Source organism: Ruegeria sp. CF2 (assembly GCF_056537385.1).
Window position 1 is genome coordinate 2073048 of the sequence record NZ_JBQFRL010000001.1, and the last position, 21674, is coordinate 2094721.

Genomic DNA, 21674 nt, shown 5'->3' on the forward strand with positions numbered 1-21674 from the left:
CCGGAAACGGCGGGCTTTTTCAGTTCCCGGAACGGTTGCCGAAACTGCGCGCTGCCAACACGATCCGGGATGTGGCAGTCAGGAAACACAAGCTGCCGAATATCCACGCCAAGGCGGCAAACGCATCTGGCACCAGACACACAAGAACAAGGAAACCGATCGTTTCGGCCCCCTCCAGTAACCCACCGGAAAAATACAGGGCCTTCTGCCCTCTGGCGTCGGTCTTCAAACCGTGCCGGTCGGCCAGCAGCGAAAAGCCCAGAAAACTGGTGCCGTTGAAATAGAAGGACAGCAGGAGGAAAGCACCGGCCACGCCATTGGAGGCCGGGTCAGCCAGAATAAATGCGAAGGGGATAGCGCCGTAGAACAGAAAGTCGCAGGTGATATCCAGATAGCCGCCGAAATCGGTGCCGCCCCGGGCACGCGCAACAGCACCGTCCAGCCCATCCGCGAGGCGCGACAGCAGCAAAGGCACCAACGCCCAGTACGTCGCGCCAGCCACGATCAGGCCCGCTGCGACCAAACCAAGTGCCAGCCCAATCAGCGTCACCTGGTTTGCCGTAAAGCCCAACCGCGCGAGAAAACGGCCCTGAGCGTTCAGGGCCGGGTCGATAATCGGGCGGATTTGCGCATCAAACATGTGCGGCAGTTAACCGGGGACAGGCACCATTTCCAGACACAATAGCGCGAGAACACTCACGTTCCCGCCATCAGTGGCCGCTTAGAACCAGCGTGTTCACAGGCATCAGGATCAGACGCAGTCGCAAGCCTGCCGCATGAACCACACCGATCGTGTCCACGACATGCAGGAATGCCCTTTCCCAGAAACCCAGATCTTCGTGTTCAAGCCTGTCGTGATTGTCGGTGTAGACATTGGCAAGACAGTTGCTGCCCGGGGGAACCTTGTCTGCCAGCCCTTCGTAAAGCGGCTCGAGGTACACGAGGATTGATCCGGGGGTTGTGTTCTGTTGAACTTCGCGCAATTCGTCGGTGGGCCGGATCTGTCCCGAAGGGATCACATCCTGCACCTGGACCACAACGACCGGAATCACCGTGAATGGCCGCGTCATACAGCCCAGCTCTCCGATCATTCCCGGTTTGATCACCTGCGCAGACATCTGGTTGAAAGCCGCCTGAAACCGGTCGCGCCCGGAATCCGTCGGAACCAGAATTCCTGCCGGGCGCATCAGCGGGCTGACAAAATCGCCGACCCGCAGCCCGAACTGCTCGACCCGGCCCGTCACACCTGCGCTGATTGTCGTCTTGTCCAATTCGGCCAGTGCGGCATCCAGCTGCGCCTCGGCGCTGGCCAACTGGGCAGGGATCAGTTCTTCGATCTTCTGAACAACGGCCGCCTTTTGGGATTGCGCGGCCAGAACCTTGGCCTCGCGCTCGGCGACAAGGTTCTCCAGTCGCTCGATCTCGGTCAGGCGGACTGCGCTGGATCCCTGATCGCGCAGGGTGGTGTTGCGCTCCAAATCCTCAAGCGCCTGCGCCAGCGCCGCCTGCGCGCCTGCAATGCCGGCTTCGGCCTCGGCCAGATCCGTTTGCGCAACCTTCAGCGAGGCCTGTATCTGAGCAATCTGGGCATGTGCGGCTTCGACCTGCGCGCGCTGGGTGAAATCCTCGATACGGAAGATCGGCTGGCCCGCGGTGACCATCTGGTTGTTGGTGACATAGACCTCGGACACGCGCCCACCCAGTTGCGGAAGAATCGTCACGGTCCGGAAATAGGACGCCGCCGTTTTGCTTGCCGGATGGAAGTAGAACAGCGTGGTAATCACCGTCAGCGCAAGGATCGCGCAGGCGGTCAGCCCCCAGCGCAGTTCGTACCACATGGTGAACAGCGTGATTTCGTGGCCTATCCGTTTTCCCTGAACGAAGCGTCGGAACAGAAAGTCGGGCAGAACGGTGACCAGTGCGCACAGAAATGTTTCGATCATGCGTCAGTGCTCCTGCGGAGCGGCGGGCTCAGGGTCAGGCTCAGCGGGCGAAGGAGAGGTCCCGGGTGCCAGTGACCGAATTGCATCTGCAATCGCGCGCAGGGGCGCAGCAAAGTCAGGAAACTGAAAACCTGCAACCAGGATGGCGGCAACCCAGAATAACCCGTTGTGCGTAAACAGGGCCAGCAACGCCAGGATACCAACCAACTGAAACTGCGGGTGGTTGTTCTCATGGGCCATCTTCTCGGGGATCGAGTGCAACGTAAAATACGCGACACCGATCAGCAGGATCAGACCAACCGTGAAGATCACCATGAAATTGAAAAGAAAATCGCTGCCATCCGCCTGGGTCACATATGACGGAATGTGCCCTGTGGCCATTGGGTGTAGGTCTGCGCTGGTCACCCTGCCCTCCTGCGTTTTTGGTTGTGAATGTTTGGAAGGGTTGATGCGCAAATTCAACCCTGATTAAAACTTGGGGCGACAATTGATCAAAGACCCCCGTTTGTCGGGCTCATTTCAGGCACTCTCATGACACTCAGGCTTTCCAATCCCGACGGCACTGACATTGGCCGTTTCACTTTTGGCACGATGCAGTTCGGGGGCCGCGCCGATGCCGAACAAAGCCGGGCCATGTTCGACGCCTGTCGCGCGGCCGGCATCACGCATTTCGATACGGCTTTTGTCTATACCGACGGTGCGTCGGAAACGTTGCTGGGCCAGATGATCGCGTCTCAGCGCGAGCAACTGACGATCGCCACCAAAGCGGGCTACACAGGCGGCGCCGGCGCGGCCAACATCCGTGCGCAGTTCGACATGTCCCGCAAACGTCTGGGTCAGGACATGGTCGACCTGCTGTACCTGCACCGGTTCGATCCGGACACCGATCTTGCCGAAACGATGGAGTGCTTTGCCCAGCTCAAAGACGCGGGCAAGATCCGTTATGTCGGCTTGTCCAACTTTGCCGCCTGGCAAGTGATGAAAGCCGTGCGCGTCGCCGCGGATTTCGGCCTGACCATCGACGCGCTGCAACCGATGTACAATTTGGTCAAGCGACAGGCCGAGGTCGAGATCCTGCCAATGTGTGCGGATCAAGGCATCTCGGTTTTTGCCTACTCGCCGCTGGGTGGCGGATTGCTGACCGGAAAGTATTCCCGTGGCGGTGCAGCCGGCCGGCTGTCCGAAGATGACCGATATGCCAGCCGCTATGGAGCTGAGTGGATGGCCGAAACAGCTGCCGAGCTGGCCCGCTTGGGACATCAGGCTGGCGTGGATCCGGCGACGCTTGCCGTCGCTTGGGTTGCCGCCAGCCCGTTTGCCCCGTCGCCGATCATATCGGCCATATCTGCCGAACAGCTGGCGCCGTCGCTGGCTGCTCTGACGTTCGACCTATCGGCCGAGCTCTATGCCCGCATCACGGCGCTCAGCCAGACACCGCCACCGGCGACGGACCGGCTGGAGGAGGTCCAGTGATTGATTTTCTGATCATCGGCGGCGGCATTGCCGGTCTCAGCGCCGGCGCGCGTCTGTCCGAGCATGGGACGGTAACCGTACTCGAGGCCGAGGACGCGCTGGGCTATCACGCCTCGGGGCGATCGGCGGCATTGTTCGAAGAAGGTTATGGCCCGCCTTCGGTCGTGGCTCTGAACAAGGCCAGCGCCGAGTTCTTTTTTTTGAACGACTATCTGACCCCGCGCGGGCTGATGCTGCTGGCCAAAAGTGATCAGGCCGACCAGTTCCGCAAAGACCTGAGCGAGCTGGGAATGGCCGAAATTTCGGTCGCCGATGCGTTGGTGCGTGTTCCGGTCCTGAACCCGGAATCCGTTGCATACGCAGCGCTGAGTGAGGGCGCTTACGACATCGACACCGACCGAATGCTGCAGGATTTCGCCCGCACCATTCGCGCCAACGCGGGATCGGTACTGACCCGCCAAAAAGTGGCGCGGATCCGCAAGGACGGCCATTGGCTGGTGGAAGCGGCCGAGGTCTTTCAAGCGCGCACCATCGTCAATGCCGCTGGCGCCTGGGCGGACGAGATCGCAAGGATGGCCGGGATCGCACCGATCGGAATCACGCCGCGCCGCCGTTCCATGGCCCGACTGCCAGCGCCTGGGGGCCATGAAGTGAAAAATTGGCCGATGATGCTGGGCACGGGTGAGACCTGGTACGCCAAACCGGATGCCGGCAAGCTGTTGGTGTCACCGTCCGAGGCCGACCCGGTTGAACCGCATGACGCCTACGCCGACGATATGGTGCTGGCCGAGGGCCTGGCCCGGTACGAAGAAATGGTGAACAGCCCGGTCACCCGTGTCGAGACCAATTGGGCCGGGCTGCGCAGCTTTGCCCCGGATGGCACGCTTGTTCTGGGTCCCGACCCGTCAGATGAAAGCTTTGTCTGGTCTGCCGGTCAGGGAGGGTACGGGTTTCAAACCGCACCGGCCGCGTCGCGATTGGTTGCTGATCTTGCGCTGGGCCGCGCGCCCGAGTTGGATGCCGCGATGGTCTCCGCGCTTACCGTGTCCCGGTTACGCTGATGGGCGGGCGGAAACTGCCTCCGACGGCAAGCGTCGCCTCTCAGGGTGACGGCGCAAAGATGATCGCTCCTGCGGCCAGCCGAAATACGGACGCCTTGTGCGCGTTGCTGGCCGAGATGCCCATCGCCACTGGAAACGCATTGGAACTGGCCAGCGGCACGGGCCAACACGTCGCCGCATTTGCCCGTATCTTTCCTGGCCTCACTTGGCAGCCGAGCGAGATCGATCCCGCCCGCCGGGCCAGCATCGACGCCTATGCGGAGAACCATTCAAACATCCTTCCCGCCGTCGAGCTGGACGCAACCCTGCCCGGGTGGCACCAAAACTTTGGCAACGAGAACCTTATCATTCTGATCAACCTGCTGCATCTGATCAGTTGGAAAGAAGCCCGGAATGTTCTGTCCGAGGCCGCATTGGCCCTTTGCTCCGGGGGGCGGTTCGTTCTCTACGGACCGTTCATGCGCCAGGGCAAGCTGATCAGCGACGGCGACCGACGCTTTCATGCCGACCTGACCCGGCAAGACCCCGAGATCGGCTACAAGGACGACAGCCAGATCAGCAACTATCTGGAAAGCGCAGGGCTGCGGGTTGTCGGAGTGGTTCCAATGCCTGCGAACAATCTGGCTTTTGTCGCAGAAAAGCCCTCGATCTGATCAAGATCAAAGCCGCTCCGACGCCGCTGATACATATGCAAGATGCAATATGTAAAAGAGGCACAAGACATGACCTGGTCAGACAAGCTTGCTGAAACGCGCAGCGGATTGCGCAACCTGAACGGAGCCATACCGGATACCGCCCGCGCTTTCGGCGCGCTCGGGAAATCGGTCAAGGAAGGCGGAACATTGGACTTCAAGACCAAGGAGTTCATCGCCTTGGGGATGTCCATCGCAGTACGGTGCGAACCCTGCATTTCGTTGCACACCGAAACACTGGTCAAGGCGGGCGCTTCGCGTGAGGAATTCTCGGACGTTCTGGCCATGGCGATCCAGATGGGTGGCGGTCCGTCGATGATGTACGCAGCCAAAGCGCTGGAGTGCTTCGACGAACTCAGCGCATAGCAAAAAAAGGCCCCGGAGTTGTCCGGGGCCTCTGTCCGATCAACCGTCCTTGCGGATAGTCTCGTTCTTGGGGTCATAGGGGCTGTCGCACGTCACGACCGCATCCCACAGCTGGTCCAGCATTTTGACCTTCAGTTTGGTTCCTTCCACGGCCAGTGCGGGCTTTACATAGCCCATGCCGATGGATTTCTCAAAAGCAACCGAATACCCGCCCGAGGTCAGACGCCCCACACGCTCACCTTCGGGCGTATAGAGCGCCTCGCGGCCCCAGGGGTCGGCATCCTCGGGCCCGTCGATCAGCAGGGTACAGCATTTCACCCGTACGCCGGTTTCGATCAGCTTGTCCTTGCCGTGGAACTCCTTGTCCAAATCGACGAAACGCGGCAGGTCGGCCTCGAGCGGGGTGGCGTCGCGGCCCAGTTCGGTGCCGAAGGCGCGATAGGATTTCTCCTGCCGCAGCCAGTTTTGCGCGCGGGCGCCGACCAGCTTCATGCCGTGCTTCTCGCCGGCCTTCTCCAGAAGATCGAACAGGTAGTTCTGCATCTCGATCGGGTGATGCAGTTCCCAGCCCAGCTCGCCGGTATAGGCCACGCGGATCGCGTTGACCGGGCACATGCCCAGTTCGATCTGACGTGCCGACAGCCACGGGAAGCGCTTGTTCGAAAGGGCGGTTTCCGGCTCGGCGTCCTTGATGACCTCTTTCAGCACATCGCGCGATTTCGGCCCGGCGATGGCAAAGACGCCCCACTGGGTGGTCACGTCCTGGATCTCGATGTAGCCGAACTCGTCCATCTTGTCCTCGGCCGCCTTGCGCAGGAAGTCGGCGTCATACTCGGTCCAGGCACCGGCGGAGACGAGGTAATACTCGTGCTCTTTCAGGCGCACGATGGTGTATTCGGTGCGGGTGGTGCCGTGATCGGTCAGCGCATAGGTCAGGTTGATGCGCCCAACCTTGGGCAGCTTGTTGCAGGTGAACCAGTCCAGAAACTGCGTGGCGCCGGGGCCCTTGACAACATGCTTGGTGAAGGCTGACGCGTCGATCAGACCAACACCGTTGCGGATCGCCTTGGCTTCTTCGACGGCAAACTGCCACCATCCACCACGGCGGAAGCTGCGGCTTTCCTTGTCGAAGTTGTCGGGGGCATCGACCGGGCCAAAATAGTTGGGGCGTTCCCATCCGTTGACCCACCCAAACTGCGCGCCGCGGGCTTTCTGACGATCATAGGCCGGAACGGTGCGCAGCGGACGGCAGGCCTCGCGCTCTTCATCCGGGTGATGCAGAATGTAGACGTGCTCGTAGCATTCCTCGTTCTTGCGCGCGGCGAATTCGGTGGTCATCCAGTTGGACGAATAGCGTTTGGGGTCCAGCGAGGCCATGTCGATCTCGGCTTCGCCATCGACCATCATCTGAGCCAGATAATAGCCGGTGCCGCCGGCGGCGGTGATGCCAAAGCTGAACCCCTCGGCCAGCCACATATTTCGCAGGCCCGGCGCCGGGCCGACCAGCGGGTTGCCATCAGGCGTATAGCAGATGGGACCGTTGAAATCGTCCTTCAGGCCGGACTCGGCACAGGACGGGACACGCTCGGCCATGGCCATGTACTGATCGGCGATCCGGTCCAGATCCAGAGGGAACAGGTCAGCGCGAAAACTGTCGGGCACACCGTATTCGAAGCGTGCCGGGGCACCGTGCTCGTAGATGCCGAGGATCCAGCCGCCGCGCTCCTCACGTGCGTAGGATTCGTTGTCGGCGTCGCGCACGACCGGGTGTTCCGGATTGCCGGCTTCACGCCATTTCACCAGTTCCGGATCCTTGTCCATGACAATGAAGGTATGCTCGACCGGGATCGCGGGCATCTTGATGCCCAGCAGCTTGGCGGTACGCTGGGCATGGTTTCCCGAAGCGGTCACCACGTGCTCGGCGGTGATGACTACCTGCTCGTCGCTGGGGACAAGGTTGCCACCCTTTTCGACCATCTTGGTGCAGGTGACTTCCCAATGGGTTCCGTTCCAATGGAAGGCATCGGCCTGCATCTTGCGCACGATCTCGACACCGCGCTGGCGGGCGCCCTTGGCCATCGCCTGGGTCACGTCGGCCGGATTGATGTAACCGTCCTCGGTATGGTAAAGCGCGCCCTTCAGATCCGAGGTTTCGATCAGCGGCCAGCGCTCCTTGATCTGCTCGGGCGTCAACCATTCATATTTGACGTCGCAGGTCTCGGCAGTCGAGGCATAGAGCATGAACTCATCCATGCGGTCCTGCGTCTGCGCCATGCGCAGGTTTCCAACCACCGCGAACCCCGCGTTCAGGCCGGTTTCCTCTTCCAGCGTCTTGTAGAAATCCACCGAGTATTTGTGGATATGGGTCGTCGCATAGGACATGTTGAACAGCGGAAGCAAACCCGCAGCGTGCCAGGTCGAGCCCGAGGTCAACTCGTCCCTCTCGATCAGCATGACATCATCCCAGCCCGCCTTGGCCAGGTGATAGGCTATCGAGGTCCCAACGGCGCCGCCGCCAACGACCAGTGCTTTGACTTGGGTTTTCATACGCCCGCTCTCCGGATTGAGTCTGTTTGGCAAGGTTTATGCCGAACAAGACCAATCAGCGCCAAGTCCATCCGACGCAAAACGGTGCAAAACCGACCTGCCGTACAAGTTGGGACGCGAATCCGCGAACAGGCACACACCAACAGCCGATGGTTGCGTGCGCTTTCCCGGCCTGGTCAGACGATCTTGCCGGGATTCATGATGTTGTCAGGATCCAGTGCGGCCTTGATCGCCGCCATGTACCGGGTCGCATCCCCAAGTTCCCGGACCAGATACGGTTTCTTGCCCTGCCCGATTCCATGCTCACCCGTGCAGGTCCCGTCCATCGAGATCGCCAGATCATTGAGCCATCCGACAAACTGACTGGCCCGCGCCACTTCGTCGGCATCGTCCATGTCTATCAGCACCAGCGTGTGGAAGTTTCCGTCCCCGACATGACCGACGACCGGGGCCAGCAGGTCCAACTCGGCTGCCTTGTCCTGAGCCATGGTGACGCATTCGGCCAAGCGCGAGATCGGGACGCAGACATCCGTCGAGATTCCACGCGCTCCGGGCCGAAGCTGGAGGGACGCCCAATACATGTCGTGCCGCGCCTGCCAGAGCTTGGACCTTTCTTCCGTGCTGGCCGTAGCGACAAAGCCGGTGCCGCCAAAATCCTCGGCGATTTCGCCAAAGGTTTCGGCCTGCTCCGCTGCGCCGGCCTCCGAGCCATGAAACTCGAGCAGAAGCAACGGCGTTTCCGGCAGCTTCAGCCCGGAATACGCGTTGGCCGCCTTGACCGACATCGCGTCCAGCAGTTCGATCCGGGCAACCGGAACACCGAATTGAATGGTCGTCATCACGGCCTGACAGGCCGCATCCACCGTCGGGAAAGAACACCGGGCCGAAGTAATCGCCTCGGGGATGCCGTGCAGTTTCAGAGTCAGTTCGGTAATGATGCCCAGCGTGCCCTCGGCACCGACAAGCAAGCGGGTGAGATCGTAGCCGGCCGAAGATTTTTTGGCCCGGTGACCGGTACGGATAATTTTGCCATCGGGCATAACCGCCTCGAGGCTCAGGACATTGTCCTTCATCGTTCCATAGCGAACCGCATTGGTACCCGACGCTCGGGTCGCCGCCATCCCGCCCAATGAGGCATTGGCTCCGGGATCAATCGGAAAGAACAGCCCCTTGTCGCGCAGATGGGTATTCAAATCCTCGCGGGTGACCCCGGGCTGCACGACGCAATCCAGATCACCTTCGTTCACGGCCAAGACCCGGTTCATCTCGCCAAGATCGATGCAAACGCCGCCGGCCGGCGCGTTTACGTGACCTTCCAGCGACGTCCCTGTGCCGAAAGGGATCACGGGAACCTTGTGCGCCGCACAGGTCTTGACGATGTCCGAGACCTCTTCGGTCGAGGTGGGAAAGACCACCGCATCCGGGCTTTGGTTTTCGATCCAGGTCGTGGTGTGTCCGTGCTGCTCGCGGACCGAGGCGCCGGTCTGCAACCGGTCCCCGAACCGCTGTTTCAGAATGCTGATGGCGGTGTCGATCCCCGCCGCATTGCGGAACAATGCTGTCGCTTCAACCATGGCAACCCTCCCTTGGCGCAGTGGCGCAGGCCCAGACAATGACTAGAAGGCCCACGCCACAGGAGCAATACCCATACGCTCCGACGTGATCACTCGCCCAGTGCGATCCCTTCTCGACGGGGATCAGCTCCGCCGTGCAGACCGTCGCGGATTTCGATGGCATGAAGGCCCGAGGTCAGATCCCGCGCGTTCACTTCAAAGCCCAGCTCGCCCAACATGTCCGCAAAGCCTTCGGCGCTTGTGCCGACTTCGACATCATAGGTCCCGAAACGGTTCACCAGATGAGGAAGGGCGACCGCCTGCTGGACGTCCATACCCCAGTCCGCCCAGGCAATGATTGATTTTGCAACATAACCGATGATCCGGCTGCCACCCGGAGACCCGATCGCCAGAACCGGAGACCCGTCCTGCATGACAATCGTCGGACTCATTGAGGAACGGGGGCGTTTGCCCGGTTCGATCCGGTTGGCAATCGGAACCCCGTCCCTGTGGGTCCGGAAGGAAAAGTCGGTCAGTTCGTTGTTCAGCAGAAAGCCGTTGGTCATCAGACGCGAACCAAAACCGTTCTCGATTGTCGTGGTCATCGAAAGCACGTTTCCATAGGCGTCCACGATCGAAATATGGGACGTCGACGGCAGCTCGATCGACGCATCGTCTGCCCAGTTCAGCGCGTGGTCAAACTCAGGATTTCCCGGCGCAACCTCGGTCAACGCCCCAGCGTCATTCAGCAACGCGGCACGCTCGGCCAGATAGCCCGGATCGATCAGGCCCTGCGTCGGCATCGGAATGAAATCACTGTCGGCCATGTAGCGACCGCGATCCGCGAAGGCCAGGCGCGAGGCATCGCCGATCAGCCGCCACGCTTCGGCGCTTTCGGGACCCATCGCCGCCAAATCGTAATTGTCGAGAATGCCAAGGATCTGCCCAACCGTCAGCGCACCCGAGGACGGCGGACCCATCCCGCAGACTTCATAGCTGCGATAGGTGGCACAGATCGGCTCGCGCTCGATCACCTGATACAACGCCAGATCAACTCCGGACAGAACCCCCGGGTTGCCCGGAGCGTTTCGGACAGTCCGCACGATGTCCGCCGCGATCTCTCCTCCATAAAAGCCCGCAGCCCCTTCGGACGCCAGAACGCGCAGGGTTTCGGCATAGTCTGGGTTGGTGAGGCGCTGACCCTGGGCCAGCGGCTCGCCGTCCGGCAGGAAGTAGTTGGCCGTGTCAGGGAAGCGTGCCAGACGTTCAGCGTCGGCCTGAATCAAGCCCGCCAGCCGCGGCGAAACGACAAACCCCTCGTCAGCCAGGCGGATACCATCCTCGAACAGACCGGGCCAGGGGCTGCGCCCCCAGCGCCGATGGGCTTCCTCCAACAATGCAGGCGTGCCGGGTGTCCCGACCGAAAGCCCGCCAACAACCGCGTCGAAGAATTTGAGCGGCTCGCCGTTTTCGTCTTGAAACAGGGTCGGGCTTGCCTCTCTCGGCGCGGTTTCTCGCCCATCCAAGGTGGTCAGGCGTCGGCTGGCCGCGTCGTACCAGACCAGAAAGGCACCCCCGCCCAAACCCGAGGACTGCGGTTCGACCAGGCCCAAGACAACCTGAACGGCGACCATTGCATCCGCTGCCGTTCCACCGGCAGCCAGAATCTTGGCACCCGCCTCGACGGCAAGCGGGTTGGCCGCCGCAACCATCCAGGTTTTAGCTTTGACGGGCACACCGTCGGCCTTGGCCTTCAGCGCGGCGATCACCTCGTCGGTCAAGGCCTGAACCTGGCCGTCGGATGCACCCTCGGGCGCGACCTCATCGGCGGTTTGCTGGGCAAACACTGGGCTCGCCAGGGTCAGCGCGCAGGCCACAACTGTAGGGAACCAATTGGAGCACATAAAAAAACCTCCTTATCCAAATACTGAATCTGACAGTGCACGGCACCGCGCTGCCCCGCAACCATGTGCGGGGACGACCGCCAAATACGGCAAAGCTCAGCCTTCCAAACAGCAGGAAATCGTATGCCTTGGCGTGTTTTTACAACATCGCGGGAACGACCTGATCAGGCGGCCGGTGCCCGTCTTCAAACGTTTTGATATTGATGATGACCTTTTCGCCCATCTCGATGCGCCCCTCGAGCGTCGCCGACCCCATATGCGGCAGCAGCACGACATTCGGCAGCTGCCGAAGTCGAGGATTCACGTCGGTGCCGTGCTCGTAGACGTCCAGCCCGGCCCCTGCGATCTCGCCCGCCCGGATCATCCGCGTCAACGCGTTTTCGTCCAACACCTCGCCCCGCGACGTGTTCACGATGACCGCCGTCGGCTTCATCAGCTTAAGACGTCGCGCGTTCATCAGATGAAATGACGACGGCGTTGATGGGCAGTTGATCGAGATCACGTCCATACGCGCCACCATCTGATCGAGGCTTTCCCAATAGGTCGCCTCAAGATCCTGTTCTATTTCGGGACGCAACCGGCGACGGTTGTGGTAGTGGACCTGCATTCCAAAGGCCCGGGCGCGGCGCGCGACGGCTTGTCCGATCCGCCCCATACCCAGAATGCCCAGACGCCGGCCTCCTATCCGCCCGCCAAGGAACGCCGTCGGCGCCCAGCCGGTCCAGTCCCCCTTTTGCATAACCGACAGACCCTCGGGAATCCGGCGGGTTACGGCAAGGATCAGCGCCATCGTCATGTCGGCGGTATCGTCGGTCAGAACACCCGGCGTGTTCGAGACCAGGATGCCGCGCTGACGCGCCGTCGCGACATCGATATGGTCCACACCGGCACCATAATTCGCAATCAGCCTCAGCCGCTCTCCGGCCTGACCCAAAACACCCGCGTCGATCGTGTCCGTGATCGTTGGAACCAGCACATCGGCCTGTTTGACCGCCTCGACCAACTCGTCGCGCGTCATCGGTGTGTCGGTGTCCCGCAAACGGACGTCGAACAACTCGCTCAGACGTGTCTCGACCACTTCGGGCAACCGTCGCGTTACAACAACACTCAGACGTTCTCTTGGCACTTCAGCCCTCCTACCGCTTTGCATTCCGATGCGCGTCATGGCATCGTGGCGCAGGATCAGCCGGGGCACAAGAACCCCATGGGCATCGCCCCAACCTTTTTTGAAACACGGCAGACAGGCAAATCAGCGGGCAGGCAGTGAGTGCTTTCTTGAGGGCGAAACGCCCAGTTCTGGCATTTCTTACCACGCTTCTGTTCCTGACAGGCGCAATCGCGCACGCGCAGGAAAAACGTGGGCAGGTGACGAATCTGCCTTTGCCGCGCTACGTGTCGATGAAGGCGGCCGAGGCGAACGTACGCCGCGGCCCTTCGCTGACCCATCGTGTTGACTGGGTGTTCAAGCGTCGCGGCATGCCACTTCAGGTGACGGCCGAATACGGCAACTGGCGCAAGGTCCAGGATCGCGACGGGGCCGGCGGATGGGTCCACTACGCTCTGTTGTCAGGTGTCCGCACGGTTCTGATTGAATCGGACATGCTGCCGGTCTATGCCAGCCCCGATCCCAAATCCCCTGTCAACGCACATTTCGAGACGGGCGTCGTTGCTCGCTTGGGCACCTGCACGGTGGATTGGTGCCGCATTTCGGCCGGTGGCTATCGGGGCTGGACCCTCAAAAGCAATCTTTGGGGCGTGGAGCCTGACGAAATCCGGGAATGAGACCCCTGCTCAGGCCGTCTCGCGGATGAAGGCCAGAACCGTTTCCGCAAGTTCCTGGGGCACGTCCTCCTGAAGGAAGTGACCGGCTTTCGGCAGCACAACATGGTTCTGTCCCGCCGCACCAGGACAAAGTCTCTGAAAAACCCAATCCACCCCGGCCATGATCCTGTCCTCAGCACCAAAAGCCGTCAGGACAGGGGTTTGCAGACCGCGGATAACGTTCCAAGCCTGTCGGTTCGGTTCAGACTGGGGATCGTCAGGGCGGTCAGGCACCAGCATCGGAAACTGTCGCGCCCCGGCCTTGTAACGATCGTCAGGGAACGGCGCATCATAGGCGGCGACCTCGGCCTCGGTCAGCTTTGAAACCGTCCCGCCGTAGACGATGCGCCCGGCGCGGAAATCCGGCACCTCCTGGCTGAACTGTCGCCAGGCGGCAAACGCCTCGCCCAAGGGCTGGTCCCCGGTTGGCAAGGCCGTGTTGGCGACAACGACCCGGGCGAACCTGTCCGGCATCTCGGCCCATAGGCGCAACCCGATCAATCCGCCCCAATCCTGACAGACCAGGGTGATGTCCTGCAGATCGAGTTGACGCAGAACCTCACCCATCCAGAAGACATGCCGCGCATAGGTATAGTCGTCGCGGTCGACGGGTTTGTCGGATCTGCCGAAACCCACAAGGTCCGGAGCGATGACCCGGTGACCCGCGGCGGCGACTGGCGGGATCATGTGGCGATACAGATAGGACCAGCTGGGCTCGCCGTGCATCATCAGTACTGGAGCTGCCGCGGGCGGCCCCTCATCCAGATAGTGGACCCGCAACGCGCCGCCTTCAGTATCATCCACCTCAAGGTAGTTGGGTGCGAAATCATAGTCGGGCAGATTTTGGAACCGTTCGTCCGGTGTGCGCAACGCCTTCATCGTCTGATCTCCCATGGTTTTTTGACAGGCTAGCATTCTTGGACGGCGACGATAGGGTGAACGTCACGACGCGACAAACCGGAGCCGCCATGAAAGCCGTCACCTACCAAACATTTGGACCCGCCGCCGATGTTCTGTCCATTCAAGAACTACCTGACACACCCCCAGGGCCGGGCGAAGTGACAGTTGCGCTGGCTTATTCCGGAGTGAACCCTTCGGACGTGAAGGCACGTGCGGGGGCACGGCTCGGGATCACCAAACCACCTTTCCCGGTGATTGTGCCGCACAGCGACGGATCAGGTGTCATCTCGGCTGTCGGGCCAGGGGTTCAGGACTCGCGGGTGGGTCAAAGGGTCTGGATCTGGAACGGCCAGTGGGGTCGTGCGTTCGGGACGGCCGCAACCCAAATCACCCTGCCCTCGGAACAGGCTGTTCACATGCCCGACACGGTCGCGTTGCAAACCGGTGCCGTCCTTGGCATTCCCGGCCTGACTGCAAGCCACACCGTGTTTTCCGGAGGCCCGGTATCGGGTAAAACCCTGCTGATTCACGGCGGTGCAGGGACGGTCGGGTTCCTCGCCGTCCAATTGGCCAAATGGGGCGGAGCAAAGGTGCTGGCCACAGCCAGTCCACGCAACTTCGAACGTGTGACAAAGGCCGGAGCCGATGCGGTACTGGATTACACGGCGACCGATTTGCCCACACAGATCCTGGACGCCAATCAAGGGCGTCCGGTCGATCGCATCGTCGATGTGGAGTTTGGCCAAAACGTCGAAACCAACGTTGCAGTTATCGCCGAAAGCGGCAGAATCAATGCGTATGGCTCGGCGCAGAATATGACGCCGACGCTTCCGTTTTATCCGCTCATGTTCAAATCGGTGACGTTGGAAATGGTTCTGGTGTATCTGCTGCCGGCTGATCTGCGCAACGAAGCGGTCGCGAACCTCCACAAAGCGCTGACCGACGGCGTGTTGAACTGCCCGATCCAAAAGGTCTATTCGATGGAAGACTGCGCTGCCGCACACCGCGCGGTCGAGGCCGGAAACCGAACCGGAGCGGTGCTGTTGGAGACCAAATAGATCGCCCGCAAAAAAGTTTTCGCGGGTCTCGATTTTTTGCGGGAAAGGACTTGAACACCGTCACCAACAATCGTAGATAGCCGCTCACCGTTGGGGTGTAGCCAAGTGGTAAGGCAGCGGTTTTTGGTACCGTGTATCGTAGGTTCGAATCCTACCACCCCAGCCAGTTTCCATGAAAAGTCGAGGAAATAGGAGCTCTAGCAAGCTTGCCTTAAGCAGTGTGCCTAATTCGAACGAAACTGTGACGCACAGTGAAACACAATCCGTTGCGCACTTTCCGCGCAAACGCCCAGACTCACACCTTAGAAAAACCCAAACACTGCGCCGGCCCTTACCTCATTCGAAGCGACCGGGATTTCTATTTCCGCAAACGCCTTCCCGGGGCGCTATCAAATTCACAATCAAGCTCACTTCTCTGCCGTTCTCTGCGCACCGACCACCCGCCCGACACCGTGAAACGAGACGCCACGCTACTCAAGGCCTACGAGCAGATGGCGAAACAAATCGTGAGAGCCTTTAACGCGCAAGACTTGCGCCCTGCGGGCCTAAGTCCTCCGGGCGGAATTGGCACGGATCTTGGCAGAACAAAGCTGTATGGGTAGCTTAATCGAGTACGACGCTGATAAGCGCATTGAAGAGATTGGAGCAGAGAACCACAGGCTTCGCCGCGCTGCCCGGTGCGAGAACTGGATGGAAGTTTGGAAATTGCTGGAAAAGACCAGCAGCATGATCGGTCTTTCCCTGCCCAGTTCGCTTTCTTCGGATCTTGGTTGCCAAGTCACTACACTCAAACGTCGCATCAACGTTATCGCCAGCGATGTGACCGAAGGAGACGAAATCCTCACCGCATGCGGCCCGCTGCTCAACGATCACGAGATCAAAGACTTTGGCAAATTCGTGCGGGGACCCATCCTGCATTCGCGGGGCTGGTCAACCGTGCCGAACATGGAAAAACTGAAGACAGCAGAGGTGTCATCCCGATTCCACAGCTTCTTTTGAACCTGAGTGTCGTCGGATTGTTCCACGCTCTGCGCGAAGATCACGGCGTTCTACAGTTCGCGAAAGCAGTGAAATGATCTTCAAACGGAGACGCGGCCAATACTTTCGGCAAGCATCTTCGACGTATTTTCGACCACTTCGGCCTCGGAGATTTCGACGCAGACTTCTACGCCATGCGCGAGACCTTTTCGAGCATGCTTCGCGGCACACAAGTCAAAGACGGACAACGCGATGCCGTCGCCGTGCGCAAACACGGCGACGTGCTGAACATCCACTAGACAGCTCACCAAAAAAGATCTGTAAGCGGCAGTCGACAAGACGGCTTTTAACTCGAAATCGGTAAACGCCGACAATACGGTTTCATAGTGATCAAAAGGTGCGCTCTCGAGAAGTCATCAGCTTTGGATGTTAGAGCAATTCTAAACGACCACTCGGAAACCGACAGCATTATCGTCGGTGACAAGCAGTTGGTGGACCCTTTTTCAAAAATGATCAAAGTATACGAAAAATTCAGAAAGCCAGAAACGCGCCACGCGATGATTGCAAGACGTCATTGCTAAGCGACCACTCAGTTTCCCCAAAAACACTCTGAAAATAGCTGCGTTTGAGCACCTCATGGCATTGACATCACGTATCCTCAAGAAAGCCGCGTCAAAGGCTCGTCTATTACAACCAGTTGCACACTGCTCTAGTAGATTTAGGTGTTTCTTTCTAAGGGTCAGGACCCAATCGATTTCCGTTTGACCGCATGCTTCAGGACTCACAAACGACTGGTGAACATATCTGATCTTTTCTAAGTGACGGATGCGCACAAGGTGCGTCTTATGTCCTTCTTTCTGGAGTCCTAAGGCAAGCAACACGTTGATGACCGTCGCGTTTTGAGTGTGGTTATTTTCATCAATCGCAATGGCTTGCGCTGGCATGACGCGCCAAAAGACTACGGCCCGTGGCAGGTCAGAACCAACCGGTGCCGGCGAAACGTGCTTTCCGCGCAGGATAGCCACAGAAAGTGCCCGTACGCGAGGAAGACCGTAGAGTCGCGCCTCTGTGGCCGCCAGCAGAACTAGTTTGGCGTATTTCAGCTTGGTGTTCGTGCTGGAGGGTCGGGCGCATACAAACCCGCGCGCCGTCGCGGACGCGGCTTTCGTCGCCCTACCGGAACACCTCGCGATGGCGAATCTCGGCGGCGATAAGTGTCTGGTCCTTGTTCAGGCCATGCGCCGTGGCCGTCTGTTCCGCCTCGTGCCAAAGCCCCATGGCTTTGTCGTGCCGACCGTCCAGCCAGTCCCGCAGACCAACCCACAGGCCCAGTTGCGCCCTCCCCACGACGAAAGCCCTGCTGTATTCGCGCAGCTTCCTGAGGGCACTGTCCTCCCAGTCGCGCCAATCCTCGTAACGCTCTGAGAGACCGGCCTCGCGGCCGCGCAACAGCACTTCGAGCACGCTGGAAATACCGACGATCACGCTGTGCGACGAGGGCCGACTCATCCGGTCCAACAGCTCCATAGTCTGCATCATTTGGTCGAGGCTCTCTTGCTGTCGCCCGATCCGCGAAAGCGCCAGCGACAATGCCCCGGTCGCCGATATCTGCGCGGCCAGATCCACCGACCCCGTCATCGAAGAGGTGGTCAGGTTTAGGATGTCCACCGCCTCACGTGGCCGGTCCGTATGTAGAAAGCACAATGCCTTGCATCGCAGGGCCCAGATCTCCTGCTGCAGGTTGCCGGCATTCTGGGCCCGCAGCAGCAGCAACCGCGAGGTGTCTTCCAACTGGCCCAGCATGCCGCGATAGTATTGTGACCAGAACCGCATACCCTGCGCATTGCACCAGCGCAGCTGGTCACCGGCCTGCCGCGCCAGATCCTGCGCTTGGTCCAGCCGCCGGTCCACCCCGGGCCACTCGCACTGGCCGAGCTGCCAAAGCGCGTCAAGATTGCAGACATGCGAGTAGATCGAAGGATCTTGCAGCGCGATTGCAAACCGCTCGGCCCGGTTCATCAGCCGTGCGTTCATCGACCGCCAACCCATCATACCGAGGCCCGCCGCAAGCTGACAATTCGACAGGACCGAATCGGCGGAGACACCGGTGCGTTCCGACCGAAGAACCGCGCCCAGCAAGTTGCACATACCCCGGGTGAACCGCAATTCGAAGTAGTCGACCGTTGCCGCCTGGTTCAGGCATCGCGAAATCTCAGCGTCCCAATCGGCGCTCGGCCTCGGCGCGGGCATGTCATCTTCAGGCTTCAGGGCGTGCATTAGCAGCAGCCGCAGCGCCCGTGTAACCAGACGCGCGTTTATGGATGTTGAATATTCTGGCACCCGTTGGCCCGCCACGCTCAGAGCCTCTCGGATCGCGATGCCCTGTGCCTGCACGTCGCCTCGCCCGTAATGCGCTTCGGCGAGTTGCCGGCGCCAGCGTACTGATCGCCTCTTGCCTACAACGTCTCCGGCGCGGCTGGCATATTCGTTGTCAAGGCATATACGGATGAAGGCCTCGACCTCGCGGTAGGCCCCCGTGCGCAACGCTTCGGTGGCGGCGAGGTCTGCATAGGAGACCGCCTTGTCGAGCTCGCCGGCTGCTTCGAAGTGCCGCACTAGAACGGCGGTGTCGCCCCCGGGGGCTCCCGGTTGCGTGGCCTGGGTTTCATACCATAGGGCAAGCGCACCGTGCAGGGCGCGCTTCTGATCGCTCTGGATTGAGTTGTATACCACGTCACGTATCTGATCGTGGCGAAACGCAAAGCGGTAGGGGTCGTCGCTGGCATGCAGCAGTTGTGCATCCACCAACCCCGCCACCGCCGCATCCACCGGGCCGCCATGCAGCGACGCCAGCGGGCGCGTATCAAAGGACCGCCCGATCACCGAGGCTGCACGAAGAACCGATTGGGCGGTGAGGTCCAGCCGGTCAACCCGTTCGCGGATCACCTTCTCGATGCCCTCGAAGAACACGAGGCTGTCCAATGGGCGGATCGATTGCCAACAGCCGTCGCGCAGGGCGATCAACCCCTCGTTTCGAAGTGATTGCGAAATTTCTTCTAAGAAGAACGGGTTGCCACCGGCAAGCTGCGCGATGCGCCGGGTCACGCTCTCGTCCACCGGCTTGTGGTCCAGCGTGCGGCCGATCAACTTGATCACCGATTTCTCATTCAGTTCGGTTAGGTCGATCGCGCGGAAATGCCGGGCCAAGTCCCGTTCGGGGGTATCGCCCTCGTGCATTCGGGTTTCAGCGCGTTGCCGCAACACCCGCAGCTGATCTGGAATCTCGTCGGACCGGACACACAGAACCACCAGCACCGCATCCAGCGAGCCGAACACCCATTCCACCAACCGCCACGATGCCGAGTCCAGCCATTGGCTGTCTTCGAGAACCAGCACGAAAGGGCGTGGCGCCAGCAGGCCAATCACCTCCGAAATGGCGCGCATGGTGGCGTCAGCCCGGTGTGCTCCCTCCAGGTGAACGGTGCGTTCCGTTTGATCGATATCGATGGCCAGCACGTCACCCAACAGGGGCAGGCTGCCTTCCAACTCGGACCCGGCCGGAATCCTGTTGAGGATCGCCTGATACACGCGGATACCGTCGCCATTGGCCCGGACGCCAACCAATGCTTCGAGTACCCGCCGCCAGGCCAGCATCGCAGTCCGATGGTCGTCGCGCTGCGCGCTCACGTAGGTTGCCGGAACACCCTTGCCGTGCAACTCGTCGATGAAGGACATGGCCAAGGTCGTCTTGCCGATCCCGGATTCGCCCAGAACAGCAACCAGTCGCTTGGAATGCGCCCGTGTTTCGGCAAACGCCTTGCGCAATTTCCGCAGCTCGGCGTCGCGGCCGATCATCGTGGCGCCTTGCGAAGCCACCTGTTCGGCTCCAATCGGGCGGAACACCGGCACCGCATCCCCAAGGCCGGGCAGTTGCAGAACGCCCTGTTGCTCGAAGGCCAGAAGGCCCCGCGCGGCATGTTCAGTCGACGGGTCACAGATCACCCCTTGTTTGGCCTGAGTCATCAGGCGCGCCGCTCGGTTGACTGGCTGGCCAAGCAGCATCAATTCGCAATGCGGGCCGTTCCCTACAAGATGGCTGAGCGCATCGCCCGTGGCCACTCCTACCCTTGCCAGCAGCTCGAGCTTCTCGGCCTCGGCGCAGATCACCTGCCCCGCGCGGATGGCTCGCGACGCGTCGTCGTGGTGGAACACACCTGACGCCCCGAAGGCGGCGAGGCAGACAAGGCCTGAATCGTCGAAGAAAAAATCACCCGAAGGGCCATCATGGCTGCGCAATATGCGCTGTATCTCTGTGCTGACGCGCTGCACCTGCCACAGGGAGTCGCCGGGACCCAGAGACAGACCTTCGACCCGCGCGAACAGAACCGAGGTCGGGCGGATGTCGGACAACCCCGCCTGCCGCTTCCTCGCCGTGCCGTCGCTGCCGTTTCGCAGCCCGCCCATGACCTGCCGCATTTGGGCGGACAGGAAACCATCCAGCCAGTCCGAGTCGGCCCGCAGCGGGACGGCGGCATCCGATCTGCCCCGTCGCATGCGCCCGCCCGTGGCAAGTGCCAACTGCGACTGGGCGCTCGCAGACAGTATGTACTGGCCGGCATCGGCGCGCGAAAGGGCCCGCATCGCCTGTTGAAAGGCCGGTCCGCCTGCGACGATGTTCCAGGTCGGATTGCCCCCGATGGCGCCAATGCAAAACCGTCCCGCGCCGATACCTGCGTGGAATGCCGGTCGCCCATTCCCGTTCGAGCCGATAGTACTTCTGCCAACCGGTTCCTCGCAGATGGCTCGCGCGCAATCCAGCGCGGCCTGCACGGGTGTGTCGGCCACGTCCGGCCAGAAGGCAAGGATGGAGTCGCCCGAGAACCTTACCACCTCGCCCCCGGTTGCAACAATTTGGTCGACACAGAAATCATAGGCAAGGCCCAGCTGGCGTGGAATCTCTTCCAGACCGGCCTGCCCTCTGCGCGACATCGTTTCGACAAGCGCGGTGAACCGCGACACGTCGACAACAAGAACCGCCCCGGCCAGCTCGGCCGCGGCAGGGCGTGTGCCATCATCCCCATGCAAAACCCCCATCAGGCGCATGGGCAGGTAGGTTCGAACTCGAGGCCGGGGGGCCTGCATGGTTGTCCTCCACCGTTCCTACGTTCTCGGTCGCATCGGACTTTAGCCGGGGCGCTTGGCCTGCCCTTTTTCCACTATTCTACGCTGTGAACGGAAACGCGGCTGCGGCTACGCCTTCTAGTCCAGGTTTCCTGCGTCTCCCCACAAAGCGTACGCCGCTCAAAAACGGCGTTGTGGCTGCGCCCTTAATCGAATCGCCGACTTGACGTATGGTCAATATAGCACAACGGGCGTGG

General features: G+C 60.8%; 17 protein-coding genes, 1 tRNA gene and 1 pseudogene. 9 read left to right on the forward strand and 10 right to left on the reverse strand.

Features of this window, described 5'->3' with window-relative positions; all coding sequences use genetic code 11:
• Positions 1-19: 19 nt before the first annotated feature.
• The 3 genes from ACR0IR_RS10335 to ACR0IR_RS10345 all read right to left on the reverse strand — a co-directional run bounded on the left by ACR0IR_RS10335 (position 20) and on the right by ACR0IR_RS10345 (position 2348).
• Entirely contained in the window at positions 20-640 is a 621-nt protein-coding gene (locus ACR0IR_RS10335; RefSeq protein WP_170362846.1) for a CDP-alcohol phosphatidyltransferase family protein, read from the reverse strand.
• Between the two features lie 70 nt (positions 641-710).
• Positions 711-1943 carry an HlyD family secretion protein gene (locus ACR0IR_RS10340; RefSeq protein WP_170362844.1) on the reverse strand — a complete coding sequence of 411 codons (1233 nt, stop codon included), beginning with the start codon at positions 1941-1943 and terminating at the stop codon, positions 711-713.
• Between the two features lie 3 nt (positions 1944-1946).
• Entirely contained in the window at positions 1947-2348 is a 402-nt protein-coding gene (locus ACR0IR_RS10345; RefSeq protein WP_437342605.1) for a hypothetical protein, read from the reverse strand.
• A 126-nt stretch (positions 2349-2474) separates the two neighbouring features.
• Here ACR0IR_RS10345 and ACR0IR_RS10350 point away from each other — a divergent pair, with 126 nt between their 5' ends.
• The 4 genes from ACR0IR_RS10350 to ACR0IR_RS10365 all read left to right on the forward strand — a co-directional run bounded on the left by ACR0IR_RS10350 (position 2475) and on the right by ACR0IR_RS10365 (position 5535).
• On the forward strand, positions 2475-3416 hold the full coding sequence (locus ACR0IR_RS10350) for an aldo/keto reductase (RefSeq protein ID WP_170362842.1): 942 nt from the start codon (positions 2475-2477) through the stop codon (positions 3414-3416).
• Positions 3413-4477 carry an NAD(P)/FAD-dependent oxidoreductase gene (locus tag ACR0IR_RS10355; RefSeq protein ID WP_170362840.1) on the forward strand — a complete coding sequence of 355 codons (1065 nt, stop codon included), beginning with the start codon at positions 3413-3415 and terminating at the stop codon, positions 4475-4477. The genes ACR0IR_RS10350 and ACR0IR_RS10355 overlap by 4 nt, the downstream gene beginning before the upstream one ends.
• Complete coding sequence (locus tag ACR0IR_RS10360) at positions 4477-5130, forward strand: DUF938 domain-containing protein (protein WP_170362838.1); 654 nt, start codon at positions 4477-4479, stop codon at positions 5128-5130. Before ACR0IR_RS10355 ends, ACR0IR_RS10360 begins: the two co-directional genes overlap by 1 nt.
• A 69-nt stretch (positions 5131-5199) precedes the next feature.
• Positions 5200-5535: a carboxymuconolactone decarboxylase family protein gene (locus ACR0IR_RS10365; RefSeq protein ID WP_170362836.1), complete on the forward strand. Its 336-nt coding sequence runs from the start codon at positions 5200-5202 to the stop codon at positions 5533-5535.
• Positions 5536-5574: 39 nt separating this feature from the next.
• On the opposite strand, the gene ACR0IR_RS10370 is transcribed toward ACR0IR_RS10365, so the two are convergent.
• From ACR0IR_RS10370 to ACR0IR_RS10385, 4 genes are all read right to left on the reverse strand, one after another.
• Positions 5575-8082: a GcvT family protein gene (locus tag ACR0IR_RS10370; RefSeq protein WP_480779067.1), complete on the reverse strand. Its 2508-nt coding sequence runs from the start codon at positions 8080-8082 to the stop codon at positions 5575-5577.
• Positions 8083-8258: 176 nt separating this feature from the next.
• On the reverse strand, positions 8259-9656 hold the full coding sequence (locus tag ACR0IR_RS10375; RefSeq protein WP_170362832.1) for an FAD-binding oxidoreductase: 1398 nt from the start codon (positions 9654-9656) through the stop codon (positions 8259-8261).
• An 89-nt stretch (positions 9657-9745) separates the two neighbouring features.
• Complete coding sequence (gene ggt, locus ACR0IR_RS10380; protein ID WP_170362830.1) at positions 9746-11539, reverse strand: gamma-glutamyltransferase; 1794 nt, start codon at positions 11537-11539, stop codon at positions 9746-9748.
• A 139-nt stretch (positions 11540-11678) separates the two neighbouring features.
• The gene (locus tag ACR0IR_RS10385) at positions 11679-12665 is read right to left on the reverse strand and encodes a 2-hydroxyacid dehydrogenase (protein WP_170337463.1); all 987 of its coding nucleotides are present in this window, start codon (positions 12663-12665) and stop codon (positions 11679-11681) included.
• 191 nt (positions 12666-12856) lie between these two features.
• On the opposite strand from ACR0IR_RS10385, the gene ACR0IR_RS10390 reads away from it, so the two are divergent.
• Positions 12857-13321, forward strand: coding sequence for an SH3 domain-containing protein (locus ACR0IR_RS10390; protein ID WP_244952386.1), 465 nt, complete (start codon positions 12857-12859; stop codon positions 13319-13321).
• 9 nt (positions 13322-13330) lie between these two features.
• Here ACR0IR_RS10390 and ACR0IR_RS10395 read toward each other — a convergent pair whose 3' ends face one another.
• Positions 13331-14239 carry a haloalkane dehalogenase gene (locus tag ACR0IR_RS10395; RefSeq protein WP_170363842.1) on the reverse strand — a complete coding sequence of 303 codons (909 nt, stop codon included), beginning with the start codon at positions 14237-14239 and terminating at the stop codon, positions 13331-13333.
• 89 nt (positions 14240-14328) lie between these two features.
• Here ACR0IR_RS10395 and ACR0IR_RS10400 point away from each other — a divergent pair, with 89 nt between their 5' ends.
• From ACR0IR_RS10400 to ACR0IR_RS10410, 3 genes are all read left to right on the forward strand, one after another.
• Positions 14329-15318 (forward strand): NADPH:quinone reductase, encoded by a 990-nt coding sequence (locus ACR0IR_RS10400; protein ID WP_170362828.1) that lies wholly within the window; start codon positions 14329-14331, stop codon positions 15316-15318.
• 91 nt (positions 15319-15409) lie between these two features.
• A tRNA-Gln gene (locus ACR0IR_RS10405) sits at positions 15410-15484 on the forward strand.
• A 410-nt stretch (positions 15485-15894) separates the two neighbouring features.
• The gene (locus ACR0IR_RS10410; protein ID WP_170362826.1) at positions 15895-16317 is read left to right on the forward strand and encodes a hypothetical protein; all 423 of its coding nucleotides are present in this window, start codon (positions 15895-15897) and stop codon (positions 16315-16317) included.
• A gap of 80 nt (positions 16318-16397) precedes the next feature.
• Here the strand turns inward: ACR0IR_RS10410 and ACR0IR_RS10415 are convergent, their stop codons facing one another.
• A complete protein-coding gene (locus tag ACR0IR_RS10415; RefSeq protein WP_217357057.1) occupies positions 16398-16670 on the reverse strand; it encodes a hypothetical protein in 273 nt (90 codons plus the stop codon).
• Between the two features lie 471 nt (positions 16671-17141).
• On the opposite strand from ACR0IR_RS10415, the pseudogene ACR0IR_RS10420 reads away from it, so the two are divergent.
• Positions 17142-17294 (forward strand): annotated as a pseudogene (locus ACR0IR_RS10420) (transposase); the annotation flags it as partial.
• 175 nt (positions 17295-17469) lie between these two features.
• On the opposite strand, the gene ACR0IR_RS10425 reads toward ACR0IR_RS10420, so the two are convergent.
• The gene (locus ACR0IR_RS10425; RefSeq protein ID WP_170362820.1) at positions 17470-21438 is read right to left on the reverse strand and encodes an AAA and adenylate/guanylate cyclase domain-containing protein; all 3969 of its coding nucleotides are present in this window, start codon (positions 21436-21438) and stop codon (positions 17470-17472) included.
• Positions 21439-21674: the final 236 nt, after the last annotated feature.